Origin of the sequence: Saccharomonospora marina XMU15, from assembly GCF_000244955.1 — a bacterium.
Taxonomy (GTDB): Bacteria; Actinomycetota; Actinomycetes; order Mycobacteriales; family Pseudonocardiaceae; genus Saccharomonospora_A; species Saccharomonospora_A marina.
In genome coordinates this window covers 1,437,170-1,462,366 of the sequence record NZ_CM001439.1, presented here as the reverse complement: position 1 = coordinate 1,462,366, position 25,197 = coordinate 1,437,170, and the positions used below count along the sequence as shown (strand labels likewise).

The following is a 25,197-nucleotide window of genomic DNA, read 5'->3' as shown; positions in this document are numbered from 1 at the left end:
GACACATGTCAACGCACGTTGAAATAAATGGGGTCCCGCTGCGGCCGTCAGGCCTTGACCAGCTGCACCAGGTGAGTGACGACCTCGTCCACCGCGACCTCGTCGCGCTGACCGGACGCGCGGTCCTTGACCTCGACGACGCCCTTGGCCAGACCTCGGCCAACCACCACGATCGTCGGTACCCCGATCAGCTCCGCGTCGGCGAACTTGACACCGGGCGTCGCCTTGCGGTCGTCGAGCAAAACGCTCAGCCCGCGTTGGGCCAACTCCCCGGCGATACGTTCGCCGCCCTGCGCCACCGCCTCGTCCTTACCCGCGACCACCACATGCACGTCGGCGGGCGCCACGGACCGCGGCCAGACGAGCCCCAGGTCGTCATGGTGCTGCTCGGCGATGGCGGCGACGAGGCGGGACACTCCGACGCCGTAGGAACCCATCGTGATGCGGACCGGTTTCGAGTCCGGGCCCAGCGCGTCCACCTCGAAAGCGTCGGTGTACTTGCGGCCGAGTTGGAAGATGTGTCCGATCTCGATGCCGCGAGCCGACACCAACGAGCCGTGGCCGTCGGGTGAGGCATCTCCCTCGCGCACCTCCGCGGCCTCGACCGTGCCGTCCGGGGTGAAGTCACGACCGCACACCAGATCAACCACGTGGTGGTCCGGCTTGTCGGCACCGGTGACCCAGGCGCTACCGCGCACCACCCGTGGATCCACCAGGTAACGCACCCCGTTGTCGGCCAGCGCGGCCGGACCGATGTAGCCCTTGACCAGGAACGGGTTGGCCGCGAAGTCGGCCTCCTCGAGCAGCGACACTTCGGCGGGCTCCAGCGATGCCTCCAGCCGCTTCATGTCGACCTCGCGGTCGCCGGGCACACCGATACCGAGCAGCCGCCACTCCCGATCACCAGGGTTACGCGTCTTGACGAGCACGTTCTTCAGCGTGTCCGCCGCGGTGAAGGTGCGTCCGATTCCGGCCGCGTTGAGGAAGTCGACCAGCGTCTCGATAGTCGGCGTGTTCGGCGTGTAGTGCACCTGCGCCTGCGGCTTGCCCTCGATGGGCTGCTCCGGCGGCGCCGGGGTGACCACGGCTTCGACGTTGGCCGCGTAGTCGGAATCCGTGCTGCGCACGTAGGTGTCCTCGCCGGTTTCCGCCACCGCGAGGAACTCCTCCGACGCAGAGCCGCCCATCGCACCCGAGGTGGCGGCCACGACGACGTAGTCGAGCCCGAGCCGGTCGAAGATCCGCAGGTAGGCGTCGCGGTGCAGCTGGTAGGACCGCGCCAACCCCTCGTCGTCGAGGTCGAAGGAATAGGAGTCCTTCATCACGAACTCGCGGCCACGCAGCAGCCCCGCCCTCGGCCGTGCCTCGTCGCGGTACTTCGTCTGGATCTGGTAGAGGATGACCGGATAGTCCTTGTACGAGCTGTACTCGCCCTTCACCGTGAGGGCGAACAGCTCCTCGTGGGTAGGGCCGAGCAGGTAGTCGGCGCCTTTGCGATCCTTGAGCCGGAACACACTCGGCCCGTACTCGGTCCACCTTCCGGTCGCCTCGTAAGGCTCCTTCGGCAGCAGCGCGGGGAACTGGATCTCCTGTGCGCCGATAGCGTCCATCTCCTCGCGCACGACCGCCTCGATCCGGCGTAGCACCCGCAGCCCCAGCGGCAGCCAGGAGTACCCGCCAGGGGCCACCCGCCGAACGTATCCGGCACGTACCAGCAGCCGGTGGCTGGGCACCTCGGCGTCCGCCGGGTCCTCGCGCAGAGTGCGCAGGAACAGCGACGACATCCTGGTGATCACGGCGTTCTCCTAGCTGGGCAGGCTCTGGAAGAGGCGATGCACGAAGGGTAGTCAACACCGCATGAGCTGGTGCAACCGGATTGTCGTACCCACCGAATAGCGTCCAAGAATGAACGCACTACTCGGCATGGTGACCATCGACTGCGTTGACCCCGCTGCACTGGCGCGGTTCTGGACGAAAGCACTGGGCGTGGAGGTCGCCGCGGACTACGGCGAGTTCGTGATGCTGACGAGTCAGGAAGGGACGGGCGTGCGGCTCGGGCTGCAGCGCGTCGAGCAGCCGACGGCCGGAAAGAACAGCGTCCATCTCGACCTGAGCACCGACGACCGCGCGACGGAGGTGGCCAGGCTGGTGGAACTGGGGGCACGCGAGCTCGCCGAACACGAAGTACCCGGGCTGCGCTGGACCGTGCTGGCGGACCCCGACGGCAACCAGTTCTGCGTGGGCAGCCACCACGACTGAGGCAGCAGGTCCGATCGCGCGGCGACCAACTCCGGACGCCCCACCGGCTGACCGGGGAGGTGTCCTAGCCGTAATGGTCAGGCAGTGTCACGTGTGCGGCATCGCGGAGGGCGACCTGTCCTGCGTGGGCAGTCACCACGTGGGCAGCCACCACGACTGAGCCGACGAGCAAGGCCGCGGTTACCCTCGCGGCCGTGCTCGTGCTGCTGCCACCCTCCGAGACCAAGGCCGACGGCGGGACAGGGACCTCACTTGAGCTCGACTCCCTGTCCTTCCCCGAGCTGAATCCGCTGCGCCGCAAGCTGGCCGACGCGCTGGTGGAACTGGCCGACGACCTTGCTACCGCGGCAGCCGCACTCGGCATCTCCGAACGGCAGTCGGCGGAGGTGGAGCGCAACGCGCGGCTGTGGTCCACCCCCACCACTCCGGCCCTTCGGCGCTACACCGGTGTGCTGTACGACGCCCTCGACGTCGCGGGTATGGGCAAGGCGCAACTGCGAAGGGCCAATCGCCGACTCGCCGTGGCTTCGGCGCTGTTCGGGCTGGTGCGCGCCGACGACCCGATCCCGCCGTACCGGCTCTCAGCGGGTAGCAGGCTGCCCGGTTTCGGTTCGCTGCGTGGCCTGTGGCGGCCCGTGCTGGAACCGGTGCTCGCGGGGCTGGACGAACTCGTCGTGGACCTGCGCTCCAGCCCCTACGCCGCACTGGCCAAGGCGCCCGCCGCGGTGACCGTGCGAGTGCTGACCGAGGACGGTTCTGGCATGCGCAAGACAGTCAGCCATCACAACAAGGCACACAAGGGCAGGCTCGCTGCCGCACTCGCCACCAGCCAGACCGAAGCGTCCACAGTAGAGGACATACTTCGCGTGGCCTCGCGGGCGGGCGTGGAGCTGGAACGAACGGGCGAGCGGCAGCTCGACCTGGTCATCGCCGGGTGAAGCGCGGCCAAGGGCGGCGGCGACAGCTCACGCGCCCGCTTCGGCCGAGAACCGTGCCGAACCATCAACTGTGGACACATCGGGCCGAGGTCACCGGCTGCGAGGAACGGGGCGACCCGGCCGGGTGTAGACTGCCCTGAGCACCGCCTGAGCCCGCAGGCTCGCCCCGACGCGGTGTTCCATCCGTCAGCGGCGCAGAACCTGCTGCGCCGGGTTCGTCCTTGTGAACGCCCACCGCACATCATCGCGGCATCCTGCGCACGCGCACCCGGGCCTCCCTGTGACGTGCCACGTCCGAGAGGCATTGAGTGACAATCACATCTCCACAAGCACCCGCGACAGTCACGTTCGCTGATCTGAACCTGCCGAAGCCGCTGCAGCGCACGCTGCAGCAGTCGGGCATGACCGCCGCCTTCCCGATCCAGGCCGCGACGCTGCCCGACGCGCTCGCCGGTCGCGATGTGCTCGGCCGTGCGCAGACCGGGTCCGGCAAGACGCTCGCGTTCGGTCTCGCCCTGCTGACCAGGCTCGACGGCGGCAAGGCCCAGCCGCGACGCCCGAGGGCGCTCGTCCTGGTGCCCACCAGGGAACTGGCCATGCAGGTGGCCGACGCGCTCATCCCGCTGGCCAAGTCGCTCGGCCTGTGGTGCCGCACCGCCGTCGGCGGGATGTCGTTCTCCCGGCAGGCCGACGCGCTGGCGCGGGGCGTTGATCTGCTGATCGCCACGCCAGGCCGGCTTTCCGACCATGTCAGGCAGGGCACGTGCGCCCTCGACGGCGTCGAGCACATCGCCATCGACGAGGCCGACCAGATGGCCGACATGGGCTTCCTTCCGCAGGTCAGGGAGATTCTCGACCTCACACCCAGTGGTGGTCAGCGACTGCTGTTCTCCGCGACGCTCGACGGCGCCGTCGGCAGGCTCGTGGCCGACTACCTCACCGACCCGGTGACGCATTCGGTGGCACCGGTCACCGCGAGCGTCACCACCATGGAGCACCACCTGTTGCAGGTCAGCAAGGAGGACAAGCTGCCGGTGGTGACCGAGATCGGCGCCAGGGACGGCCGCACGATCATGTTCGTGCGCACCAAGCACCACGTCGACCGGCTGACCACTCGCCTCCTCGCCAGCGGTGTACGGGCGGGCGCGTTGCACGGCGGTAAGACCCAGGGACAGCGCAACCGGGTGCTCGCCGACTTCAAGGACGGCAGGACGCCCGTGTTGGTGGCCACCGACGTCGCGGCACGCGGCATCCACGTCGACGACGTGAGCCTGGTACTGCACGTGGACCCGGCAGCCGACCACAAGGACTACCTGCACCGGGCAGGCCGCACCGCCCGCGCGGGCGCGTCGGGCACGGTTGTGACGCTGCTGACCCACGACCAGCGACGTACCGTCCGCCGCATGACCGAGAAGGCAGGGGTGCGGCCGCGGTACACGGCCGTGCGCCCTGGCGACATCGAACTGGCACGGATCACCGGTTCACGCACGCCCAGTGGCGTGCCGGTGGCCGAGCACCGTCGACCCCGGCAGGCCACGGAGCAGGCCAGGCCGTATCGCAGGGTCACTTCCGACCGGGGCAGGCCCTCGTTCGGCGCGCGACGCGAGCACGGCAAGGGCCGCGAACACGCGGGTGCCGGGCGGCCACAGCGACCGTCCCGCCGCCCGTACCGCTCCAACGCCTGAGTCTGGCGGGCAGGCGGGCAACGCGCGGCTACATCGGGATCAGCTCGAACGAGCACGCCAGTCCCCCGCCGAAGCGGGCACCGGTCTCGGCAGCGGCCTCACGCAGGAAGCTGTCGGGATCGCCCGCCGCCTCGCCCAGCCCCTCGAGGTAGGCGCGGTGTTCCAGCAGCGACCGCACGGCCCTGTCGATCGTCGCCGAGATCTCCACGGCATGCGTCGCCAGCGGCGAGGCGGCCACGGCCACCCAGCGCACGCCCTGCCACGGTTGCAGGCCCTGGTCGAGCAGGTCCCGAAAGACCCAGCGGTTGGCCGCGTCCCGCACCGCATCGAGGGTGGCCAGCCCCACATTGCGGTGATCTGCCATGTTGAGGCCGCCTCCCGGAAAGCTCTCCCTGTGGTTGAGCATCACCACCAGTTCCGGCCGGTGCCTGCGAATCGCCGCCGCGAGGTCACGGCGCAGCGGCAGCCCGTACTCGATCACTCCGTCGGTGTGGTCGAGAAACTCCACGGTGTCCACCCCGACGGCGGCGGCACTCGCGACCTGCTCCCGCTCACGTAGTGGGCCTGCCTCCTCGGGAGGCATTCCGTCGATTCCCGCCTCGCCGCGGCTGGCGAGGACATAGCCGACCGACCGGCCCTGCGACGTCCAGTGCGCGACCGCGCCCGAGGCGCCGTACTCCATGTCGTCGGGGTGCGCGACAATCGCCAGCGCCCGCTCCCAGTCCCCCGGCATGGCTTGCAGTGTTGAGTCGTGTGTCACCCTCCCTGTCTACCGTGCCCGGCCGCGATGCGAGACTGCCAGCCGTGAACTCACCCGGCTCAGCAACCACGATCACCGCACCCGAGCAGGTTTTCGACTGGCTCGACTCCGAAGCGGCGAAGCGCGCCGAAGCGGGGCTGGTGCGGCGGCTGCGTCCGCGAGGGTCGGAGACCGAGCAGCTCGATCTGGCAGGCAACGACTATCTGGGTCTGGCCAGGGACAAGCGCGTGGCGGGCGCCGCCGCTGCCGCCGCGCTGCGTTGGGGTGCCGGGTCGACCGGCTCCCGGCTGGTGACCGGCTCCACCGAACTGCATGCGGAACTGGAACACGAGCTGGCCCGGTTCTGCGGGGCACCTGCCGCGCTGGTGTTCTCCTCCGGCTTCACGGCCAACCTCGGCGCGGTGACCGCATTGTCCGGTGCCGAGTCCGCGATCGTGACCGACAAGTACATCCACGCCTCACTCATCGAGGGCTGCCGGCTGTCGAGGGCCGACGTCGCCGCCGTCGCCCACAGCGACCCTGACGCCGTGGCCCACGCGCTGGCCACCCGGCGCAAACAGCGCGCGCTGGTGGTTACCGACTCGGTGTTCTCCGTCGACGGCGACCTCGCGCCGCTCGGTGAGCTGTCGCGGGTGTGCAGGCAGCACGGTGTCGCGCTGCTGGTGGACGACGCTCACGGGTTCGGCGTGCTCGGCGACGGCGGTAGGGGCGCGGTGGCCGCGGCAGGGCTGGCGGGCGAGCCGGACGTGGTGACCACGTTGACGCTGTCGAAGTCGCTGGGTGCGCAGGGCGGCGCGGTGCTTGGACCACGCAGGGTCATCCGGCACCTGGTGGACACCGCGCGCAGTTTCATCTTCGACACCGCGCTCGCTCCTTCCAGCGCCGCCGCCGCGCTCGCCGCGCTCGGGGTGCTGCGTGACGAACCGGAACTGCCCGGCCGGGTGCTGACGGCGGCGAGTGAGTTGTCCTCGCGGCTGGCGGCGGCCGGGTTGAGCACCAGCATTCCGGAGGCGGCCGTGGTTTCGGTGCGCGCGCCCAGCCCCGAGGAGGCTGTCACCTGGGCGGCGCGCTGCGCCGAGCACGGCGTGCGGGTCGGCTGCTTCCGCCCGCCTTCGGTGCCGGACGGGGTTTCCAGGCTGCGCCTGACCGCGCGTGCCGACCTCACCGAGGCGGATCTGGACCGAGCGGTGCGCGTGATCGTCGATTCCGCGCCGGAGGGTGCGAGGGCGTGATCGCGACCAGCCCTTGCCGGGGTGACGGCGCGGGGTTAGCGCCTCGGCCTGCGCATGCGGACGTGCGGGATGCCGTCGTCGTCGACGAACTCCTCGCCCTCCGGCCGGAACCCGTACCGCGCGTAGAAGCCCTGCGCGTAGGTCTGCGAGTCGAGAACGCACTCCGCTTCGCCGGCGAACGCCATCGCGGTCTCCATCAGCAGCGCGCCCAGCCCGCTGCCCCGCACCGCACGGGCGGTGCACACCCTGCCGATGCGCAGCACACCGCCGGGTTCGGTGAGCACGCGAAGGCATGCGGCGGCACCGTGCTCGCCGGGAACCCAGAAGTGCCGGGTGGTGGGCAGCAGGTCCTTGCCGTCCAGCTCCGGATAGGCGGCCTTCTGTTCGACCACGAACACATCGACCCGCAGTTTGAGCAGATCATGCAACTGGGCGGCGGTGAGCTCCGTGCCCGCGCGCGAGAAGGTTTCGGTCACCCTCGAAGGCGTACCAGAAGGCTCTCCACGTGGTCGGAGTAGGTCGCTACGCGGGTGTAGACGCCGGGCTTGCCCGGCTTCGCGCAGCCGTCACCCCACGACACGATGCCGACCAGGATGTCGCCCACCACCAGCGGGCCACCGGAGTCACCGTGGCAGGCGTCAACACCGCCCTCCGGATAACCCGCACACATCATCGTGTCCGGCTCGTAGGAGCCGTACGCCTGGATGCACTGGCTGTCGCTCATCACCGGCACCGTCGCACCCTGCAACTCGGTTGCCTTGTCTCCGCCTTCCCACAGCCGGCCCCAGCCGAGCACCATCGCCTCCGTACCCGGCCGATACAGGTCCGAGTCCCCGCCGGAGGGCAACCGCGCTGGCCGGTACGGCACGGAACGGTCCAGTTTGAGCACCGCGATGTCGTTTCCCGCGGTCGGATCCTGATAGCCGGGAGCGAGCCACACACTGCGCACCCCGGCCTCGATGCCGTCGGCCATCCTCGTGTCCTGCCTGCCCGCCACGACCCCCAGTTCGTAGGGCCGCACCGCCGCCGCGCAGTGAGCCGCTGTCAGCACCGTGTCGTGCTCGACCAGCGTGCCGCCGCAGAACTGATGGTCTCGCCCGTCGACCAGGTACACGACATACGGGTGGTCGCCGATCGAGACGTCGTGGCCGCCGACGATGAACGGCTGTGCCTTACTGGTCTGGTCCGCGTGCGCGGCAGGCGCGAAGGCGGCGGCCAGCAACAGCACGAAGGTCACGATCAGTGCGCGTCGGAACTTTGTGGACACGAAATTTCCCCTCCCTCGATACCAGGTCAACCCTAGATTGAACCCGGGCGCCCACGGTGTCCCCGGAAGGAGTGGAATAGCTTGGCGGCAATCCGAGGCGGACTGCTTGTGGCGGGAACGACGTCGGACGCGGGGAAGTCGACTGTCGTGGCTGGACTGTGCCGCTGGCTCGCTCGCCAGGGCGTGAGCGTGGCCCCGTTCAAGGCGCAGAACATGTCGAACAACTCCATGGTGTGCGCCGACGGATCCGAGATCGGCAGGGCACAGTGGTTGCAGGCACGGGCATGCGGGGTCGAGCCGGAATCGGCGATGAACCCGGTACTGCTCAAACCGGGCGGTGACCGGCGCAGCCACGTGGTGTTACGCGGCAAGCCGTGGGGCGAACTCCGTTCCGGAAACTGGTCGGCGGGCCGAGAGGCACTCGCCCGTTCGGCCCACGAAGCGCTCTGCGAGTTGCGAGCCCGCTTCGATGTCGTTGTCTGCGAGGGCGCGGGCAGCCCTGCCGAGGTGAACCTGCGGGAGGGCGACTACGTCAACATGGGCCTCGCGAGGGCGGCGGACCTCCCCGTCGTACTCGTCGGCGACATCGACAGGGGTGGCGTGCTCGCCGCCATGGCGGGAACGGTCGGGCTGCTCGACAAGCAGGACCAAGCGCGGTTGGCCGCGTTCGTCGTGAACAAGTTCCGGGGTGATCGAGCACTGCTCGAGCCGGGGCTGCGCACGCTGCACGAGATCACCGGCAGGCCGGTGCTCGGGGTGTTGCCCTGGCTTGCCGATGTGTGGCTGGACTCCGAGGACGCGCTCGCTCTCGCCGGCTGGTCGCGCAACCGAAGTGGTGAGGCGGCGACTCTGCGCGTGGCCGTGGTCCGGCTGCCGAGGGTGTCAAATGCCACCGATGTCGACCCGTTGGCGGCCGAGCCCGGCGTCGAGGTGACGGTCACGGCGGACCCCGACGTGCTCTCGGCAGCCGACCTGGCCGTGCTTCCAGGCACCAGGTCCACTGTGGACGACCTCGGCTGGCTGCGGGAGCGTGGCCTTGCCGACGTCCTCGCCGCGCGAGTGCGGCAGAGCCGCCCGGTGCTCGGCATCTGTGGCGGCTTTCAGATGTTCGCGAGCACCGTCGACGACGGCGTCGAGTCGGGCGTGGGTACGGTGCCCGGTCTCGACCTGTTGCCGTTGCGGGTGCGCTTCGGCAAGGACAAGACATTGCGGAGGCCGACGGGTCACTGGCGAGGCCATCCGGTCACCGGCTACGAGATCCACCACGGTGTCGTCACCAGGCAAGGCGGAGACTGGGAACCGTTTCTGGGCGGCATGCGACGCGCAGCGCTGTGGGGCACGATGTGGCACGGCGCCTTCGAAAGCGACGGGTTTCGCCGCGCGTGGCTGGCAGAGGTCGCCTCGCAGGCGGGGGTGCCGTGGCAGCCGCAGCAGAACGCCCCCGGGTTCGCGGCCCGCAGGGAAGCCATGCTCGACACCCTTGCCGACGCGATCGCCGAGCACGTGGACACCTCCGCGCTGCTGAAGCTGATCCGCGAAGGCGCGCCCGCCGGGTTGCCATGGGTGCGGCTCGGCCGCGAACCCGGCTGAGGAGACCGCGAAACTCCGAACCGGACACGACACGACTCGCTATGACCTCGACCACATCAGCGGTGGTGGTACCGGCGTTGCGGTCGTGCGGAACAATTCGACCGGGAACCCGGTTGGGTTACACGCAAACCGTCGCCGTCCGAAGGGCAACGCCGTGCCGCACTACGACCTCGTGATCGTCGGTACCGGATCCGGCAACTCGATCCTCGACCAGCGCTTCGCCGACCGTAAGGTCGCGATCGTCGAGAAGGGCGTCTTCGGCGGCACGTGCCTGAACGTGGGCTGTATCCCCACGAAGATGTTCGTCTACCCGGCCGACCTCGCGGCGGCACCCGCGGAGGCGAAGCGGCTCGGCGCCGATCTGGAACTGCGCGGGGTGCGGTGGCGAGAGATTCGTGACCGGGTTTTCGGCCGGATCGACCCGATCGCCGACGGCGGGCTACGGTACCGCCTCGACCATCCCGACAACGACGGCGTCACGGTATATCAGGGCGAGGGTCGGTTCACCGGGCACAAGGAACTGGCGGTGACCCTGCCCCACGGCGAGGAGACGCTGACAGCGGATGAGTTCGTGCTGGCCGCAGGCGGCCGCGCGACGGTGCCGGACGTGCCGGGCCTGGCCGAGGTCGGCTACCACACCTCCGACACCGTGATGCGCATCGACGAGTTGCCCCCGCGCGCGATCATTCTCGGCAGCGGGTTCATCAGCGCCGAGTTCGCCCACGTCCTCGGTTCCTTCGGCGTGGACGTGACGATCGTGGCCCGTTCGGGTGCGCTGCTTCGCACCGAGGACGACGACGTCAGCCTGCGGTTCACCGAACTGGCGTCGCGACGTTTCGACGTGCGCCTCAACCGCGCGAGTGTGCGTGCCCGCCGCACCTCCGCCGGAGTGGCCCTCGACCTGCGTGGGCCCGGCGGCGACGAGACCGTCGAAGCCGAGCTGCTGCTCGTGGCCACCGGCAGGCGCCCGAACTCCGACCTGCTCGACGTGGCGGCCACCGGCGTCGCCACCTCGCCAAGCGGGCACGTCGTGGTGGACGAGTACCAGCGCACCAGCGTGGAGGGCATCTACGCGCTCGGTGACCTGTCTTCGTGGTACGAACTCAAGCACGTTGCCAACCACGAGGCGCGCGTCGTGCAGCACAACCTGCTGCACCCCGAAGATCCGATCGCCGCCGACCACCGGTTCGTGCCCCACGCGGTGTTCACCTCACCGCAGATCGCCTCGGTCGGCCTGACCGAACGAGACGCCGCCGCGCGAGGAATCCGGTATGTGAGCGCGGTCCAGGACTACGCCGACATCGCCTACGGCTGGGCGATGGAGGACACCAGCGGCTTCGCGAAGTTGATCGCCGAGGAAGGCACCGGGAAGCTACTGGGCGCCCATATCATCGGACCGCAGGCGCCCACGCTGCTGCAGCCGCTGATCCAGGCGATGAGCTTCGGGCTCGACGCGCGATCCATGGCGAAGGGGCAGTACTGGATCCATCCCGCGATGCCGGAACTGGTGGAGAACGCCCTGCTGAAGCTGGTCGGCGAGTAGCCGCTACACGTACCTTGGTCGACCGGCCAGGAAGCCGAACACCATCTGGCCTGCCACGATCGCCAGCAGCATCGCGAACGACACCGTCCAGCCGCCGGTGAGGTCGTGCAGCAGCCCGAACAGGAACGGCCCCAGCGCGGCGAGCAGGTAGCCGAAGCCCTGTGCCATGCCCGACAGCTTCGCGGTGTCGGCACTGTCGCGAGCACGCAACGCGATGGTGGTGAGCGCGAGCGAGAACACGCTCATACCGATGCCCACCAGAATCGACCACAGCAGCGGTGAGGCCGAAGGGGCGATCATCAGCCCGGTGACCCCCGCGATCCCGAATACCCCCAGCCCAACGATCCACCAGCTCTGACTGCCCTGCCGCGCCGCCATCGCGGGTACGACCAGGCTCACCGGCAGCCCGAGAATGGAGACCAGGCCCAGCAGCAGCCCCGCGGTCGTGCGAGTGACGCCCGCGTCCATCAGCACCTGCGGTAGCCATCCCATGACGACGTAGGCAAGGCTCGCCTGCGACCCGAAGAAGATCGTCACGATCCACGCGAGCGGGCTACGCAGCAGCGACCGCCCGCCGCTCACTCCACCCGGCGCCTTGGTCACGCTCGCCGCGCCACGCATGGCGATCAGCCACAACACCAGTGCCAGCGCCGACAGCATCGCCCAGCTGCCAAGGGCCGAGCGCCAGCCGCCCAAAGCCGCGTCGAGTGGGGGCGTCACCGAGGAGCCGAGCGCACCGCCCGCCTGCAACGCGGCCGTGTAGATCCCGGTCATCAGGCCGACCTTGGTGGCGAACGAAGCCTTGACCACCACCGGAATCAGCACGTTGGCGAAGGCGATGCCCGCGCTCGCCACGAGAGTGCCTCCGAGCACGACGAGCGGCCCGTCGAGGATCCGCAGCAGCAGCCCCGCCGTGAGCACGGTGAGAGCGGTGGCCACGCCCGCGTTGACACCGACCCGCCTTGCCAGCAGCGGGGCGGCCAGTCCCGCGATGGCGAAGCACAGTCCCGGGGCGGTGGTGAGCGCGCCGGCCCAGACGCCCGACGCTGCGAGATCGTTGCGCATCTCGTCGAGTACCGATGCGACAGCGGTGATGGACGGCCGCAGGTTGAGTGCCGCGAGCACCACCGCGACCGCCAGCAGCAGGCCGCCGCCCAGCAGTGCCGAGTGCCTGCGGCCGTGGTTCGTGCCGCGACGAACCTCGGCGTCCACGGACATCCCACCATCGGCCGACATGTTCGCTATCCTAACCATACGTAGGATGATCGGTTGAACGGACGACGCAGCACTGCTGACGCAAGCGAAGGCTCGTGGAAAGGACCCTGCGGTGCCACTGGCAGCGCCCCAACGCTCCGGACTGGTCGATCAGGTCATCGGCCAGCTCAGGCAGGCCATTCGCCATGGCGAGTGGCCTGTCGGCGAACGCATTCCCACCGAACAGGAGCTGGTTACCACTCTCGGGGTCGGCCGCAACACCATCCGGGAGGCCGTTCGCGCACTCGCTCACAGCGGGCTGCTCGAGGTACGGCAGGGCGACGGCACTTACGTGCGCGCCACCAGCGAGGTCTCCGGCGCCGTTCGCAGGCTCTGTGGCTCACAGTTGCGTGAGGTACTGCAGGTGCGCAGGACGCTGGAGGTGGAGGGCGCGGCACTGGCCGCGCACGAGCGCACCGAAGCCGACCTGGAACTGCTCGCAACACTGCTCGACCGTCGAGACCGGGCCTGGGCCGACGGCGACTTCACCGCGTTCGTGCGCACCGATGCCGAGTTCCACCTCGCCGTGGTTCAGGCAGGCCACAACACCCTGCTCACCGAGCTGTACCGGGGACTGACCGAGGTGGTCACGGCCAGCGTGGCCACCACCTCGCAGGCCGACCTCTCGAAGGCCGAGGCGATCGACCACCGCGGCATCCTCGACGCCATCGCCGACAAGGACCCGCGGCGAGCGAGCGAGCAGGCACGGGGCTTCCTCGACGAGCTGATCGCGAGGCAGACCGACCCGACCGGCTAGCGTCGACGGCCACCTCACGGCAGCGTGAGAATCTCCGCTCCGGTCTCGGTCACCAGGATCGTGTGCTCGAACTGGGCGGTCCACTTCTTGTCCTTCGTGGTCACCGTCCAGTCGTCGGGCCAGACGTCGTAGTCGATCGTGCCCAGCGTGATCATGGGCTCGATCGTGAACGTCATGTTCTGCTCGATCACCGTGGTCACCGACGGTTCCTCGTAGTGCAACACGGTCGGTGCCGTGTGGAAGGCGGGTCCGACACCGTGGCCGGTGAAGTCGCGAACGACGCCGTAGCCGAACCGCTTGGCGTAGGACTCGATGACCCTGCCGATCACGTTCAGCTGGCGGCCTGGCCGCACGGCCTTGATGGCACGCATCGTCGCCTCACGGGTGCGTTCGACGAGCAGCCGGACCTCTTCGGACACGTCACCGGCGAGGAACGTGGCGTTGGTGTCGCCGTGCACCCCGCCGATGTAGGCCGTGACGTCGATGTTGCAGATGTCACCGTCCTCGATGACGGTCGAGTCGGGGATGCCGTGGCAGATGACCTCGTTCAGCGAAGTGCAGCAGGACTTGGGGAAGTCGCGGTAACCGAGCGTGGACGGGTAAGCCCCGTGGTCGAGCAGGAACTCGTGCACCACCCGGTCGATGTCGTCGGTGGTGTTGCCGGGTTTGACGGCCTTGCCGCCTTCCTCGAGCGCCTGAGCCGCGATCCGGCTCGCCACGCGCATCGCCTCGATGACCTCCGGGCTGCGCACGCCGTTGCCGCTGTCCCGTTTGGGTGCGGGCCTGCCGACATACTCGGGACGTTCGATGGAGGACGGGACTGGGCGGCGTGGGGACTGGACGCCGGGCTTGAGCGGAGCGCGATCGGGCATGCCCCCAGCCTACGACGCTGCCCGATCGGCGGACCGCCGAGCGGGACCCTGCCGCGAGTCAGGACAGCTGTTCGAGAAAGCGCTCGCTGACCTCGACGGCGGGCTTGGACGACCCCGCACCCACCAGCAGCACCGAGAAGGCGACGTCACCGGAGTACCCGGCGAACCACCCGTGGGCGTTGCTTCCGTCGCCGAACTGCGCTGTTCCCGTCTTGCCGTGCACACCGGGCAGGTCACGCAGCCGCTGCGCGGTGCCGTCGGTCACCACCTCGCGCATCATCCCGCGCAGCGCCTTCAGCACCTCGGGCTGCAACGGCTCTCCGAGTTTGGTCGCCTCGGTGCGCTGCCCGCTCACCAGGCTCGGCACAGGGGTCTCGCCCGAGGCGACCGTGCCTGCCATCAGCGCCATCCCGAACGGGCTCGCGAGCATGCGGCCCTGCCCGAAGCCGTTCTCGGCGCGCAGCACTCGCGTGTCCCCCGGCGGGGCAGACCCGGTGACCGTCGTGATGCCCGGCACCACGAAATCCGCACCGATGCCGAGACTGCGGGCCGCCTCGGTGAGGGCCGAGGGCGGCAGGTCCGCCGAGAGCCGCGCGAACGTGGTGTTGCACGAGTGCGCGAACGCGGTGTGCAACGGGACCCTGCCGAGGCCGAACCGCTCGTCGTTGGGCACCAACCTGTCCGCGATCACGGTCGTCGGTGGGCATTCCACCGGCGTGTCGGCACGCACGCGGCCCTGGCCGAGCACGGCGGCCGCCGTAGCGATCTTGAAAGTGGAGCCGGGCGGGTAACGGCCGGTGAGCGCGATGGCGCCCTCGGCGTCGGCAGGTTCGTTCTGCGCCACCGCCAGCAGTTCACCGGTCGACGGCCGCAACGCCACGATGGCCCCTGGCACATCGACCTCGTCCAGCGCCCGCTCGGCAGCCTGCTGGGTCGGCAGGCTCAGCGTGCTGTTCAGCGCCTCGGCCTCCTGCGGTCGCACACTGTGCAGCCGGTCGAGTTCGGCGCCGGATGCGTCCACGACGACGATCCGCCAGCCGGGCTTGCCGCCGAGTCGGTCCGCCATGGCGGTGCGGATGGCGGGAAGGACCTGGCTGCCGAGGTCCTTCTCGACCGTGAGCAACCGTTGCTGGCTGGTGAACCGCACGCCCGGAAGGTCGTAGATGGCGGGTTTGATCGCGTAGTAGTCGTTCGAGCGAAGCACTGCCGCGACGTAGGGCTTGCCTGCTTCGGTGCGTCGCACGCCCTCGCCGATGGAGCGTCGGGTGATGCTCGCGTCCAGCGGGCCGAGCTTGTCTGCGAGTGTGCCGACCACCCGGTCCAGTTGCTCACCCGCCTCGCGACGATCCACCAGCACGCTCACGACCGTGTCGGCAGTGAGCAGCGGCGCGCCGTCGCGGTCGAGGACGGGTGCGGGCGGCGGCAGTTCGGTTCGCAGGGCCAGCGACTGGTTCGCCCCGAGCTTGGGATGCACGACAGCCGGTTGCCAGCGCACCTTCCACTCGCCCTCGATCTGGTACAGGCGGGCGCGAGAGTCGTAGTCCCAGCGACGGCCGTCGCCGAGCCGCCACCCGATCCGGTAGTCGGCTCCGGCCTCCCGACCATCCCACTCGTCGACCCGGTTCACCCGCGTTTCGACGGCCTCGGGTTGCAGTGCGGACCTCACCTGGTCGAGCGTGCTCTTCGCGGCTCCCGGGGAGTCGGTCAGCGCGGCGGCCCGTTCGGTGTCGCCCCCGGCAAGTGCGGTGAGGAATTCTGTGGTGACGTCCTCGGCGTCGCTGCCGCCGAGGACCCCGCACCCACTGAGCACGAGGGCTGCGCTGAGCAGTAATGACACGATCGGGTGAGGCTTGGTTCGCACAGGCTGACAATATGCGATCGCCCGCCGGTTACGCGGCTCATTAACGGCACTGGTCGTGGTAGAGCACCGGCACCGAACCCGGCTTCCGGGTGCCCGAGTTCGACGCGACGGTACGCAGCGGGAGCGGTCGACGCCGCCGTCGGCCGTTGAGCACGCTCAGAAGAGCACCGTCGCGTAGCGGCCGACCTGCCGGAAGCCGATCTTGCGGTAGGCGGCGAGCGCGGGCACGTTGAAGGAGTTGACGTACAGACTGGCGACGCGGCCCATCCCCTGCACCAGCCTGGCGGCGACGGCGGCCGTTCCCGCCGTGCCGAGGCCGCCGCCGCGGCGATCGGGATGTACCCACACCCCCTGGATCTGGCCCACGCTTTCGGAAAGCGCCCCGATCTCGGCCTTGAACACCACTTCACCGTGTTCGAACCTGGCGAACGCCCGACCCGACGCGATCAGTTCGGACACCCGTGCCCGGTAGCTCGCTCCCCCGTCGCCGATCCTCGGATCAATGCCCACTTCCTCGGTGAACATGGCGACCGCCGCGGGCAGGTACCGCTCCAACTCGTCGGGCCGCACAGGTCGGACGAACGGGTCAACGGCGACGTCGGGCAGCCGGTCGATGGCCATCAGCGGCTGATCGGGCCGCACCTCCCTGGCAGGTCCCCATTCGGCCACCAACTCCGACCACAGGCCCAGCACCTGCTCGGCGGGCCCGACCAGCGACGAGCATGTCCTTGGCCTGCGCAGCGCACGGTCGGCGAAGGAACGCAACACAGCCGCGCTGCCCCGCAACGGGATCAGGTTGGGACCCGCGAAGCACAGCCCCTGCAGTCCGTTCCTGCCGTAGCGGCCTTCGGCGCCCCACAGTTCCCCGCCGAGCCGCCATGGGTCCAGCCCCGCCAACTCGACGCGGGCGGAAACCATGCAGCTGCCCACCGGGTCCGCCGCGAGCACCGCGCGAACGGCCGGGTAGTCCCTGTCCTCGAGCAGCCTCGCACCGGCAAGCCGCAACACACGTCAAGATTGCCAGATGAACGGCCGAGTAGGAAAAGCCCGTCCCCGAACCCCGGGATTCACTCGAACCGGTCGGTGTCCAGTTCGATGTCGAACGGCTCGCCGAGCTTGATCCGTTCGCCGAATGCCATCCTGCAAGCCCTGCGGTAGGAGCCGCCTGCCTGCTCGCTGAACAGCGACACGGCGGCACCTTCCTCGTCGGAGGCGTCGATGAGCAGGTACTGCGGAATGCCGCCGTGCGCGTACGCCCACTTCTTGCGCTTACGGTCGTGCTCGACATTGCATCGGGAGGTGATTTCGACGGCGAGCAGCACATCCTCGGCCGCCGCAGGATCGGACGTCCTCGGCACGGCGCTTCGGGGCACCACGCACAGGTCGGGAACGTAGATCGCGCCGATACCGCTGATTCCGACACCGAGGGTCTGGAAGACTTCGCAGTCCTGCGGCAGCGCAGGCAGAAGCGCCCGATGCACCCGTCCCGCGATCAGATTGTGCGTTCCCCAGGTGGCGGCGTGATGTGGATCCCCTCGAGCGCAACCTCCGGCCGCCACCCCTCGGGCACCTCCAGCTCGCGCCAGAGACGCAGCAGGTCGTCCCAGCTCAATGCGGAATCAGCGAACGCGACGCTCATGAGCAACCTCCCGTCCGCAGCCTTACCGAGAAGGCATCAAGCCCCGCCGTAGGTGCCGAACGTCCACACATTGCCGTCGGGGTCGGCGATCGCGACGTTGCGGGAGCCGTAGTCGGTGTCATGTGGTTCGGCCAGGATCTTCGCCCCCGCCGCTCGTGCTCGCTCACAGACCTGGTCGGGATCTCGCGTCGCGACGTAGAGCAGGCTGCTGCCCGTCGCCGATTCGGACTGCCCGGTGTGGCCGTTGGCAGCGCAGCCGTACATCACACCGCCGCCCTCCGGCCACATCAACTCGCCGTGCCGCACGGTGGTGCCGTCCTCCCCTCGCACCGTGAAGCTCTCGGTGAAGCCGATGACCTCGATCAGAAAGCGCCTCGCCGCCTCGGTGTCGGTGTACAGGATGGCGGGCCAGACTCCGGGCTTGCTCGTGTTGTCCATACTTACGAGCCTGCTGCAGGCGTGCCGGTGTCGTATTGCAGGAATGGGAGCTCCTCGGCGATCCAGGTGCCGGGAGAACACCCGGCCAGCGCCCGCCACTCGTTGGTGAGGTGCGACTGATCGCTGTAGCCGCATACCGCCGCTAGGTCCGCCAGGTTCATCCGGGTACCGCGCCGCAGCAGGTTGCCCGCACGCTCGAAGCGCAGCACCCTGGCCGCCTGCTTCGGGGAAAGGCCCACCTCGCGCCGGAACACCTCGCCCAGGTGCCTTCGGCTCCAGCCGATCTCCCCTGCCAGCTGCGCCACGCGGATCGTGCCGCCGGTGGCCAGCATCCGCCGCCACGCGAACGCCAGCTCGGGCGCGAGGTCGGTGGCGCCGGTGAACCTTTCGAGCAGCACCTCGTCGAGCACTGTGAACCGGCCTCGCCAGTCCGGTGTCGCGGCAAGCCGCGGCGGCAGCGCGGCGAATCGCGAACCGAGGTCGGCGAGATCGATCACCTGCTCGCTCAGCTCGGCGGAGGAACAGCCGAACAGCGCCCGCAGCCCGAGCGGGTGCAACTCAACGTGGACGCCGCACAGGTGGCCCTGCTGCGCGATCAGCGCGGGGCTGGTGTGCATACCGCCGAGCACGCCCTGCGGTCGCGTCGGCGGCCGACCCGAGCCCGGCGCGCCGACCACCCGCATCGGGTCGACCAAACTGATGGCCAGCGTAACGTGCCTGCTCGGCAACCCCCTGTGCAGCGCGGGCGCGGCCTCGTGCCGGGCATAGCCGAGATAGCGCACGACGATCGGCCGCAGCGCCGGGTGCGGGGCTGCCACGACCCACTCGTCGCCACTCATGGCGGTGGAATCCGCGGTGAAAGCTCCTTGCGAACCACCGGCGCCACCTCGGTGCCAAGCAGTTCGATCGCGCGCAGTGTCTCCCGCTGCGGCACCCCGCCGAAGCCCAGCTGGATGAGCAGCCTGCCGTGCCCGAAGAGCTCGTGCTGGTACATGACCTTGTCGATGATCTCCTGCGGGCTGCCGACCACGAGCGCCCCCTCGCGCGCGGACTGCCGGTCGTAGGCCGGGCGCGGCGTGTGGAAGCCGTGCCCGCGCTCGTGGAAGTTCTCCAGCATGCCGCGATCGAAGTAGGGGTAGGACAGGTCGCGCGCCGCCTGGCTGGTCGAAGCCACGAACCCTGGTGAGTTGATACTCAGCCGTAGCCCGGCCGGGTCGTGTCCGGCCTCTTGGGCGGCCTGCCGGTACAGCCGCGAAAGCGGCACGAAACGTGGCAGCGCACCCCCGATGATCGCCAGTGCGAGTGGCAGCTCCAGCCTGCCCGCCCTGGCCACCGAGGCAGGTGCCCCACCAACCGCCAGCCACACGGGCAGCCGCTGCTGCAGCGGCCTCGGCGCGATATCGGCTTCGTGCAGCGCGGGGCGGTAGCTGCCCGACCAGGTGATCGGGTTGCGCTCCCGGATCGCGAGCAGCAGGTCGAGCTTCTCGGCGAACAGCGCATCGTACTCGGCGAGGTCGTAACCGAACAGCGGGAAGGACTCCAGGTAGGACCCCCTGCCCGCGATGATCTCGGCTCGCCCTCCCGAGATCAGGTCCAGGGTCGCGTACTGCTGAAACACCCGCACCGGGTCCTCGGAGCTGAGCACGGTCACCGCGCTGGACAGCCGGATGTCACGGGTACGTTCGGCGATGGCCGACAGCACGACGGAGGTGGCGGAGACGGCGAAGTCGCTGCGGTGGTGCTCACCGAGGGCGAAGACGTCGAGCCCGACCTGGTCGGCGACCTCCGCCTGCTCGATGTAGTCACGGATGCGCTGCCGCGCCGTGGGCAGCTTGCCGGTGACGGGGTCGGTGGTGATCTCCCCGAAGGAGTAGATCCCGAGTTCGAACGCCACTCAGCTCACCGTGACTACCGGTTCCCCACTCTCGCCCGATTCCTCGGCGATCCGCATGGCCTCCTCGATCAGCGTCTCGACGATCTGGTGCTCGGGCACGGTCTTGATCACCTCGCCCTTGACGAAGATCTGCCCCTTGCCGTTGCCGGAGGCGACACCGAGATCGGCTTCCCTCGCCTCTCCCGGCCCGTTCACCACGCAGCCCATCACCGCGACCCGCAGCGGCACCTCCATGCCCTGCAATCCCGCGGTCACCTCGTCGGCGAGCTTGTAGACATCCACCTGCGCGCGACCGCACGAAGGGCAGGAAACGATCTCCAACTTGCGTGGCCGCAGGTTGAGCGACTGCAGAATCTGTGCGCCGACCTTGACCTCCTCGACCGGAGGCGCGGACAACGAGACGCGGATGGTGTCGCCGATGCCCTGCCGAAGCAGTGCGCCGAACGCCACCGCCGACTTGATGGTGCCCTGGAAGGCGGGCCCCGCCTCCGTGACACCCAGGTGCAGCGGATAGTCGCACTGCTCTGCGAGGAGTTCGTAGGCACGAATCATCACGACCGGGTCGTTGTGCTTGACCGAGATCTTCAGGTCGTGGAAGCCGTGCTCGGCGAACAGCGACGCCTCCCACAGCGCCGACTCGGCGAGCGCCTCGGGCGTGGCCTTGCCGTACTTCGCGAGCAGTCGCTTGTCCAGCGACCCGGCGTTCACGCCGATGCGGATCGGTGTGCCGTGGTCGGAGGCGGCGCGGGCGATCTCGGCGACCTTGTCGTCGAACTTCTTGATGTTGCCTGGGTTCACCCGGACGGCCGCGCAACCGGCCTCGATCGCGGCGAACACGTACTTCGGCTGGAAATGGATGTCGGCGATCACCGGGATCTGCGACTTCTTCGCGATCGCGGGCAACGCCTCCGCGTCGTCCGCGCTCGGGCAGGCGACACGCACGATGTCGCAGCCCGCGGCCGTGAGCTCGGCGATCTGCTGCAGCGTGGCGTTGACGTCGGCGGTGACCGTGGTGGTCATCGACTGCACGGAAATCGGGTGCTCACTGCCGACACCGACCGGGCCGACCTGCAACTGACGGGTCTTGCGGCGTTCGGAGAGCACGGGGGGCGGCGTGGCTGGCAAACCCAGGTCGACGTTCATCGAATCCTCTGCTATCTCCTCAACTGCCTTGCCGAGTCCACGATACGTGAGCGCCACCTGGCGCGGGCCCGCCACTACTGCGGAAACAGCCGGATCGGGTTCACGATGTCGGCCGTGACGGTGAGCAACACCACCGCACCTCCGATGACCACGATGACCGCCGTCACCGCATTGAGCTTCGTGTAGTCCACCGGCCCGCCCGCGGCCTTGCCGCGAAGCTTGCGCAACCAGTCGCGTACCCGCTCGTACCAGGTGACGGCGATGTGGCCGCCGTCGAGCGGCAGCAGCGGCAGCAGGTTGAAGATCCCGACGAAGAAGTTCAGGCTCGCCAGCAGGAACAGGAAGACTTCCCACAGGCCCTGCTCGACGGCCTCGCCGCCGATACGGCTGGCACCCACCACGCTCACGGGTGTGTTCGGGTCGCGCTCGCCTCCGAAGATGGCCTCCACGACAGCGGGAATGCGCTCGGGGAACTCCAACAGCCGCTGCCAGGTCTGCACGAGGATCTCGCCGGTGAACTGCGCCGACCCGCCCAGCGCTTCGACCGGGCCGTACGGCAGCAGACTCGCCGGAGCGACCCCGATCGCGCCGGCCTTCTCCGTCCCTCCTTCGGGCGAGGGGCGGGTCAGCTGGGGCACGTCCACGGTCAGCGTCTTCAACTCACCGTCGCGCAGCACCTTCACCTCGGTGGGGCCCGAGGAGTTCCGCACGGCGGTGAGCACGTCGCTCCAGCCGGAGATCTCCTTGCCGCCCACGGCCACGAGTTCGTCGCCGGGCTGGACGCCGGCGGCCAGCGCGGGTGCCGGGTCGCCAGGGCGGCAGTTGGGGTCGTTGACCTGTTCGACCGTGGTGGCGTCGCGCACGCAGGACGACACCTCCGACACAACTGCCCGGTTCTCCAGGTTGGGCAACCCCATCGTGACCGCCATCAGGTACAGCACGACGAAGCCGAGTACGAAATGGGTGGCGGACCCGGCACCGAGCACGACGGTGCGCTTCCACGTCTTGAACCGCCACATAGCCCTCGGGGCCTCGTCGGGCTTGACCTCGTCCAGAGCGGTCATACCCGCGATGTCGCAGAACCCGCCGAGCGGAATCCACTTGAGGCCGTACTCGGTCTCCCCCTTGCGGAAGGAGAAGACGGTGGGGCCGAAACCGACGAAGTAGCGGCGCACCTTCATGCCGAACGCCTTCGCCGTCACCATGTGCCCCGCCTCGTGCAGCGCGACGGACACACAGATGCCAAGCGCGAAGAGCGCGACTCCCAGGATGTAGACGAGCACGCGCTACTTCCCTTCCGTGCTTATCGCGAGGGCGCGCTCGCGCGCCCACTGTTCCGCTGCGAAGACGTCCTCGACGTCGCGAGGCTGCCCGCGCCACTCGTCGGCCGACTCCACCACCTGTTGCACAGTGTCCACGATGGACGTGAAACCGGTGTTCTGCGCGAGGAAGGCCGCGACGAGTTGCTCGTTGGCGGCATTGAACACGGCCGGGAGGCAGCCGCCCACCGATCCGACGTGCCTGGCCAGCTCCACGGCGGGGAACGCCTCGGCGTCCAGCGGCTCGAACGTCCACGCCGCCGCCTCGTCCCACCGGCACGGTCTCGCCGCACCCGGCACGCGGTGCGGCCAGTGCAGTGCCAGCGCGATGGGCAGCCGCATGTCGGGCGGACTGGCCTGCGCCAGCGTCGAGCCGTCGACGAAGGTCACCATCGAATGCACGATCGACTGCGGGTGCACAACGACGTCGATGCGTTCGCACGGGATGTCGAACAGCAGGTGCGCCTCGATGAGTTCGAGTCCCTTGTTCACCATCGTGGCGGAGTTGATCGTGACCAACGGGCCCATCGCCCAGGTGGGGTGCGCGAGGGCGTCGTCGACCGTGACACCCGCCATCTGCTCACGCGTGCGGCCACGGAAGGGCCCGCCCGAGGCGGTGAGCACCAACCGGTCGACCTCGGCCGCCGAGCCCGCTCGTAACGCCTGCGCGAGCGCGGAATGCTCGGAATCCACCGGGACCAGCTGCCCCGGCCCCGCCGCGTCCAGCACGAGCGGCCCACCGGCGATCAGCGACTCCTTGTTCGCCAGCGCCAGCGTCGCGCCGGTGGCCAGCGCGCGCAGGGTGGGGACCAGCCCCTGCGATCCCGGCATGCCGTTCAGCACCACGTCGGCCCGCGCGGCGTCGATCAACTCCACCACCGCGTCCGGCCCCGCGAACACCCGTGGTAGCCGGAACTCGCCCCTGGCGTAGCCCCGCCGCTGCGCCTCGGTGTAGAGCGCCAGCTGCAGGTCCTCCACCGAGGTGGACTTCGTCACGGCCACCGCCGCCGCGCCGTGCGCGACGACCTGTGCGGCCAGCGCCTGCGGGTCCGTCCCGCCCGCGGCGATCCCCGCGACGCGGAAGCGGCCGGGGTTGCGGCCGACGATGTCGAGCGCCTGCGTGCCGATGGAACCGGTGGAGCCGAGAATGAGAACGCTTCGTGGTTGCCCGCTCACGCGCTCACTCTTCCATGTCCTGGCCGCCGGGGAACGGCACCTGCGCAGCTGTCATCGTCACCATTGTCGACCATTGTCGCGGACGGCCCCCGAGGCCCGTAACAGGCATATGGGATCATCGAGCCGCAGGTGAGACACGTGAGGAGTCATCGTGGCAGGAAAGACCGTCGAGAAGCGCACGGGAACCGACGTCGACACCCGCGACGAGCCGTCGGCCGAGTGGGGCTGGCACGGCAGCTTCCCGAAGGCGAGCAGGGCCGCGGGGTGGTTCACCGCGTTCGTGCTGTTCATGATGCTCATCGGCAACCACGAGGGTCAGACGGAGAACATCTGGCTGGTCGGACTCGGCGCCGCCATCGTGCTCGGCCTGCTGTACGACATGGCGCGACGTCGCACCGCCTGGCGGCGCTGACCCGACGCGAACGGGCGCGCACTCACGAACCCTCCGCGGCCAACTGTCCGCAGGCCGCGGCGATCTCCTGGCCCCGGGTGTCGCGGACGGTACAGGTGATGCCGCCCGCGTTGACGCGCCGCACGAACTCGCGCTCCACCGGTTTGGGGCTGGCATCCCACTTGCTGCCCGGCGTCGGGTTGAGCGGGATCACGTTGACGTGCGCCAGCCTGCCCAGGTGTTCGCGCAACAACTCCGCCAGCAGGTCGGCCCGCCACGGCTGATCGTTGACATCCCTGATGAGGGCGTACTCGATGGAAACCCGGCGGCCGGTCGTGTCGGCGTAGTACCTGGCCGCGCGTAGCACCTCGGCCACCGGCCACCGGTTGTTGACCGGTACCAGCTCGTCGCGCAGTTCGTCGTCGGGTGTGTGCAACGACACCGCGAGCCGGACCTGCATCCGCTCATCGGCCAGCTTCCTGATCGCGGGTGCGAGCCCCACCGTTGACACGGTGACCGAACGCTGCGAAATGCCGAGACCGGCGGGCGCGGGGTCGGTGATGCGGCGCACGGCGGCGAGCACGCGGTTGTAGTTGGCCAGCGGCTCACCCATGCCCATGAACACGATGTTGGACAACCTGCCCGGGGTCGGGGTTCCGTCGGAGTCGGGCATGAGTCCGTCTCGCAGCACGGCGGCGGCCGCACGTACCTGGTCGACGATCTCGGCGGTGGACAGGTTCCTTTCCAGCCCGCCCTGCCCTGTGGCGCAGAACGGGCACGCCATGCCACAACCGGCCTGGCTGGAGATGCACAGCGTCGCGCGGTCGGGGTAGCGCATCAGCACGCTCTCCAGCAGCGTGCCGTCGTGCGCGCGCCACAGGGTCTTGCGTGTGCTGCCGCCGTCGCAGGAGACGGCGCGGACCTCGGTGAGCAGCGGCGGCAGCAGTGCGCCCACCAGTCGCTCTCGCGCCGTGGCGGGGATGTCGGTCATCGCGTGCGGGTCGGTGGTGAGCCGGGAGAAGTAGTGGTTGGAGAGTTGCTTCGCGCGAAACGGCCGTTCGCCGAGCGCGGCGACGGCGTCGGCACGCTCGGCGACGCTCAGGTCGGCGAGGTGTCGGGGTGGCATGCCTCGGCGCGGCGCGTCGAAGACCAGGGGAAGGGCGGTGGAGCCAGTCATAA

The 25,197-nt window shown here is 69.4% G+C and carries 25 protein-coding genes; 8 read left to right on the top strand and 17 right to left on the bottom strand.

Translation table 11 applies throughout. The features are described from left to right. Positions 1–47: 47 nt before the first annotated feature. Positions 48–1,796: a proline--tRNA ligase gene (locus tag SACMADRAFT_RS06890; protein ID WP_009153070.1), complete on the bottom strand. Its 1,749-nt coding sequence runs from the start codon at positions 1,794–1,796 to the stop codon at positions 48–50. A 109-nt stretch (positions 1,797–1,905) separates the two neighbouring features. Between SACMADRAFT_RS06890 and SACMADRAFT_RS06885 the strand changes: the two genes are divergently transcribed. The 3 genes from SACMADRAFT_RS06885 (at position 1,906) to SACMADRAFT_RS06875 (ending at position 4,882) form a co-directional block, all read left to right on the top strand. Then, complete coding sequence (locus tag SACMADRAFT_RS06885) at positions 1,906–2,259, top strand: VOC family protein (protein WP_009153069.1); 354 nt, start codon at positions 1,906–1,908, stop codon at positions 2,257–2,259. A gap of 194 nt (positions 2,260–2,453) precedes the next feature. Continuing rightward, on the top strand, positions 2,454–3,197 hold the full coding sequence (yaaA, locus tag SACMADRAFT_RS06880; protein ID WP_009153068.1) for a peroxide stress protein YaaA: 744 nt from the start codon (positions 2,454–2,456) through the stop codon (positions 3,195–3,197). A 308-nt stretch (positions 3,198–3,505) separates the two neighbouring features. Continuing rightward, entirely contained in the window at positions 3,506–4,882 is a 1,377-nt protein-coding gene (locus SACMADRAFT_RS06875; RefSeq protein WP_009153067.1) for a DEAD/DEAH box helicase, read from the top strand. A gap of 28 nt (positions 4,883–4,910) precedes the next feature. On the opposite strand, the gene SACMADRAFT_RS06870 is transcribed toward SACMADRAFT_RS06875, so the two are convergent. Beyond that, positions 4,911–5,615, bottom strand: coding sequence for a PIG-L deacetylase family protein (locus tag SACMADRAFT_RS06870; protein WP_198285995.1), 705 nt, complete (start codon positions 5,613–5,615; stop codon positions 4,911–4,913). Between the two features lie 71 nt (positions 5,616–5,686). On the opposite strand from SACMADRAFT_RS06870, the gene SACMADRAFT_RS06865 reads away from it, so the two are divergent. Next, positions 5,687–6,874, top strand: a complete 1,188-nt coding sequence (locus SACMADRAFT_RS06865) for an 8-amino-7-oxononanoate synthase (protein WP_009153065.1) — start codon at positions 5,687–5,689, stop codon at positions 6,872–6,874. Positions 6,875–6,909: 35 nt separating this feature from the next. Here SACMADRAFT_RS06865 and SACMADRAFT_RS06860 read toward each other — a convergent pair whose 3' ends face one another. Together SACMADRAFT_RS06860 and SACMADRAFT_RS06855 are read right to left on the bottom strand one after the other, a co-directional pair. After that, positions 6,910–7,350, bottom strand: coding sequence for a GNAT family N-acetyltransferase (locus SACMADRAFT_RS06860; RefSeq protein ID WP_009153064.1), 441 nt, complete (start codon positions 7,348–7,350; stop codon positions 6,910–6,912). Continuing rightward, entirely contained in the window at positions 7,347–8,141 is a 795-nt protein-coding gene (locus SACMADRAFT_RS06855) for a S1 family peptidase (RefSeq protein WP_009153063.1), read from the bottom strand. Before SACMADRAFT_RS06855 ends, SACMADRAFT_RS06860 begins: the two co-directional genes overlap by 4 nt. An 81-nt stretch (positions 8,142–8,222) precedes the next feature. On the opposite strand from SACMADRAFT_RS06855, the gene SACMADRAFT_RS06850 reads away from it, so the two are divergent. Next, entirely contained in the window at positions 8,223–9,731 is a 1,509-nt protein-coding gene (locus SACMADRAFT_RS06850) for a cobyric acid synthase (protein ID WP_009153062.1), read from the top strand. A gap of 154 nt (positions 9,732–9,885) precedes the next feature. Then, a complete protein-coding gene (locus tag SACMADRAFT_RS06845) occupies positions 9,886–11,274 on the top strand; it encodes a mycothione reductase (protein ID WP_009153061.1) in 1,389 nt (462 codons plus the stop codon). A gap of 3 nt (positions 11,275–11,277) precedes the next feature. On the opposite strand, the gene SACMADRAFT_RS06840 is transcribed toward SACMADRAFT_RS06845, so the two are convergent. After that, positions 11,278–12,510, bottom strand: a complete 1,233-nt coding sequence (locus tag SACMADRAFT_RS06840; RefSeq protein WP_009153060.1) for a CynX/NimT family MFS transporter — start codon at positions 12,508–12,510, stop codon at positions 11,278–11,280. A 91-nt stretch (positions 12,511–12,601) separates the two neighbouring features. On the opposite strand from SACMADRAFT_RS06840, the gene SACMADRAFT_RS06835 reads away from it, so the two are divergent. Beyond that, complete coding sequence (locus tag SACMADRAFT_RS06835) at positions 12,602–13,285, top strand: FadR/GntR family transcriptional regulator (RefSeq protein ID WP_009153059.1); 684 nt, start codon at positions 12,602–12,604, stop codon at positions 13,283–13,285. 14 nt (positions 13,286–13,299) lie between these two features. Here SACMADRAFT_RS06835 and map read toward each other — a convergent pair whose 3' ends face one another. The 11 genes from map to dxr form a co-directional block, all read right to left on the bottom strand. Further along, on the bottom strand, positions 13,300–14,157 hold the full coding sequence (map, locus tag SACMADRAFT_RS06830; RefSeq protein ID WP_009153058.1) for a type I methionyl aminopeptidase: 858 nt from the start codon (positions 14,155–14,157) through the stop codon (positions 13,300–13,302). A 58-nt stretch (positions 14,158–14,215) separates the two neighbouring features. After that, a complete protein-coding gene (locus tag SACMADRAFT_RS06825; protein ID WP_050998070.1) occupies positions 14,216–16,018 on the bottom strand; it encodes a penicillin-binding transpeptidase domain-containing protein in 1,803 nt (600 codons plus the stop codon). Positions 16,019–16,174: 156 nt separating this feature from the next. After that, positions 16,175–17,026 carry a GNAT family N-acetyltransferase gene (locus tag SACMADRAFT_RS06820; RefSeq protein WP_009153056.1) on the bottom strand — a complete coding sequence of 284 codons (852 nt, stop codon included), beginning with the start codon at positions 17,024–17,026 and terminating at the stop codon, positions 16,175–16,177. A 59-nt stretch (positions 17,027–17,085) separates the two neighbouring features. After that, on the bottom strand, positions 17,086–17,499 hold the full coding sequence (locus SACMADRAFT_RS06815; protein ID WP_232285554.1) for a Uma2 family endonuclease: 414 nt from the start codon (positions 17,497–17,499) through the stop codon (positions 17,086–17,088). Between the two features lie 11 nt (positions 17,500–17,510). After that, positions 17,511–17,657, bottom strand: coding sequence for a hypothetical protein (locus SACMADRAFT_RS30775; RefSeq protein ID WP_232285553.1), 147 nt, complete (start codon positions 17,655–17,657; stop codon positions 17,511–17,513). Positions 17,658–17,693: 36 nt separating this feature from the next. After that, complete coding sequence (locus SACMADRAFT_RS06810) at positions 17,694–18,095, bottom strand: VOC family protein (RefSeq protein ID WP_009153055.1); 402 nt, start codon at positions 18,093–18,095, stop codon at positions 17,694–17,696. 2 nt (positions 18,096–18,097) lie between these two features. Continuing rightward, positions 18,098–18,934, bottom strand: a complete 837-nt coding sequence (locus SACMADRAFT_RS06805) for a helix-turn-helix domain-containing protein (protein WP_009153054.1) — start codon at positions 18,932–18,934, stop codon at positions 18,098–18,100. Next, a complete protein-coding gene (locus SACMADRAFT_RS06800; RefSeq protein ID WP_009153053.1) occupies positions 18,931–19,989 on the bottom strand; it encodes an LLM class flavin-dependent oxidoreductase in 1,059 nt (352 codons plus the stop codon). Before SACMADRAFT_RS06800 ends, SACMADRAFT_RS06805 begins: the two co-directional genes overlap by 4 nt. Continuing rightward, on the bottom strand, positions 19,990–21,132 hold the full coding sequence (gene ispG / locus SACMADRAFT_RS06795) for a flavodoxin-dependent (E)-4-hydroxy-3-methylbut-2-enyl-diphosphate synthase (protein ID WP_009153052.1): 1,143 nt from the start codon (positions 21,130–21,132) through the stop codon (positions 19,990–19,992). It abuts the gene before it with no gap. A 74-nt stretch (positions 21,133–21,206) separates the two neighbouring features. Beyond that, positions 21,207–22,415: a M50 family metallopeptidase gene (locus tag SACMADRAFT_RS06790; protein ID WP_009153051.1), complete on the bottom strand. Its 1,209-nt coding sequence runs from the start codon at positions 22,413–22,415 to the stop codon at positions 21,207–21,209. Positions 22,416–22,418: 3 nt separating this feature from the next. Then, a complete protein-coding gene (dxr, locus tag SACMADRAFT_RS06785) occupies positions 22,419–23,627 on the bottom strand; it encodes a 1-deoxy-D-xylulose-5-phosphate reductoisomerase (protein ID WP_009153050.1) in 1,209 nt (402 codons plus the stop codon). Between the two features lie 151 nt (positions 23,628–23,778). On the opposite strand from dxr, the gene SACMADRAFT_RS06780 reads away from it, so the two are divergent. Beyond that, positions 23,779–24,039: a DUF2631 domain-containing protein gene (locus tag SACMADRAFT_RS06780; protein ID WP_009153049.1), complete on the top strand. Its 261-nt coding sequence runs from the start codon at positions 23,779–23,781 to the stop codon at positions 24,037–24,039. Positions 24,040–24,061: 22 nt separating this feature from the next. On the opposite strand, the gene rlmN is transcribed toward SACMADRAFT_RS06780, so the two are convergent. After that, positions 24,062–25,195 (bottom strand): 23S rRNA (adenine(2503)-C(2))-methyltransferase RlmN, encoded by a 1,134-nt coding sequence (rlmN, locus tag SACMADRAFT_RS06775; protein ID WP_009153048.1) that lies wholly within the window; start codon positions 25,193–25,195, stop codon positions 24,062–24,064. Between the last annotated feature and the right edge of the window lie 2 nt (positions 25,196–25,197).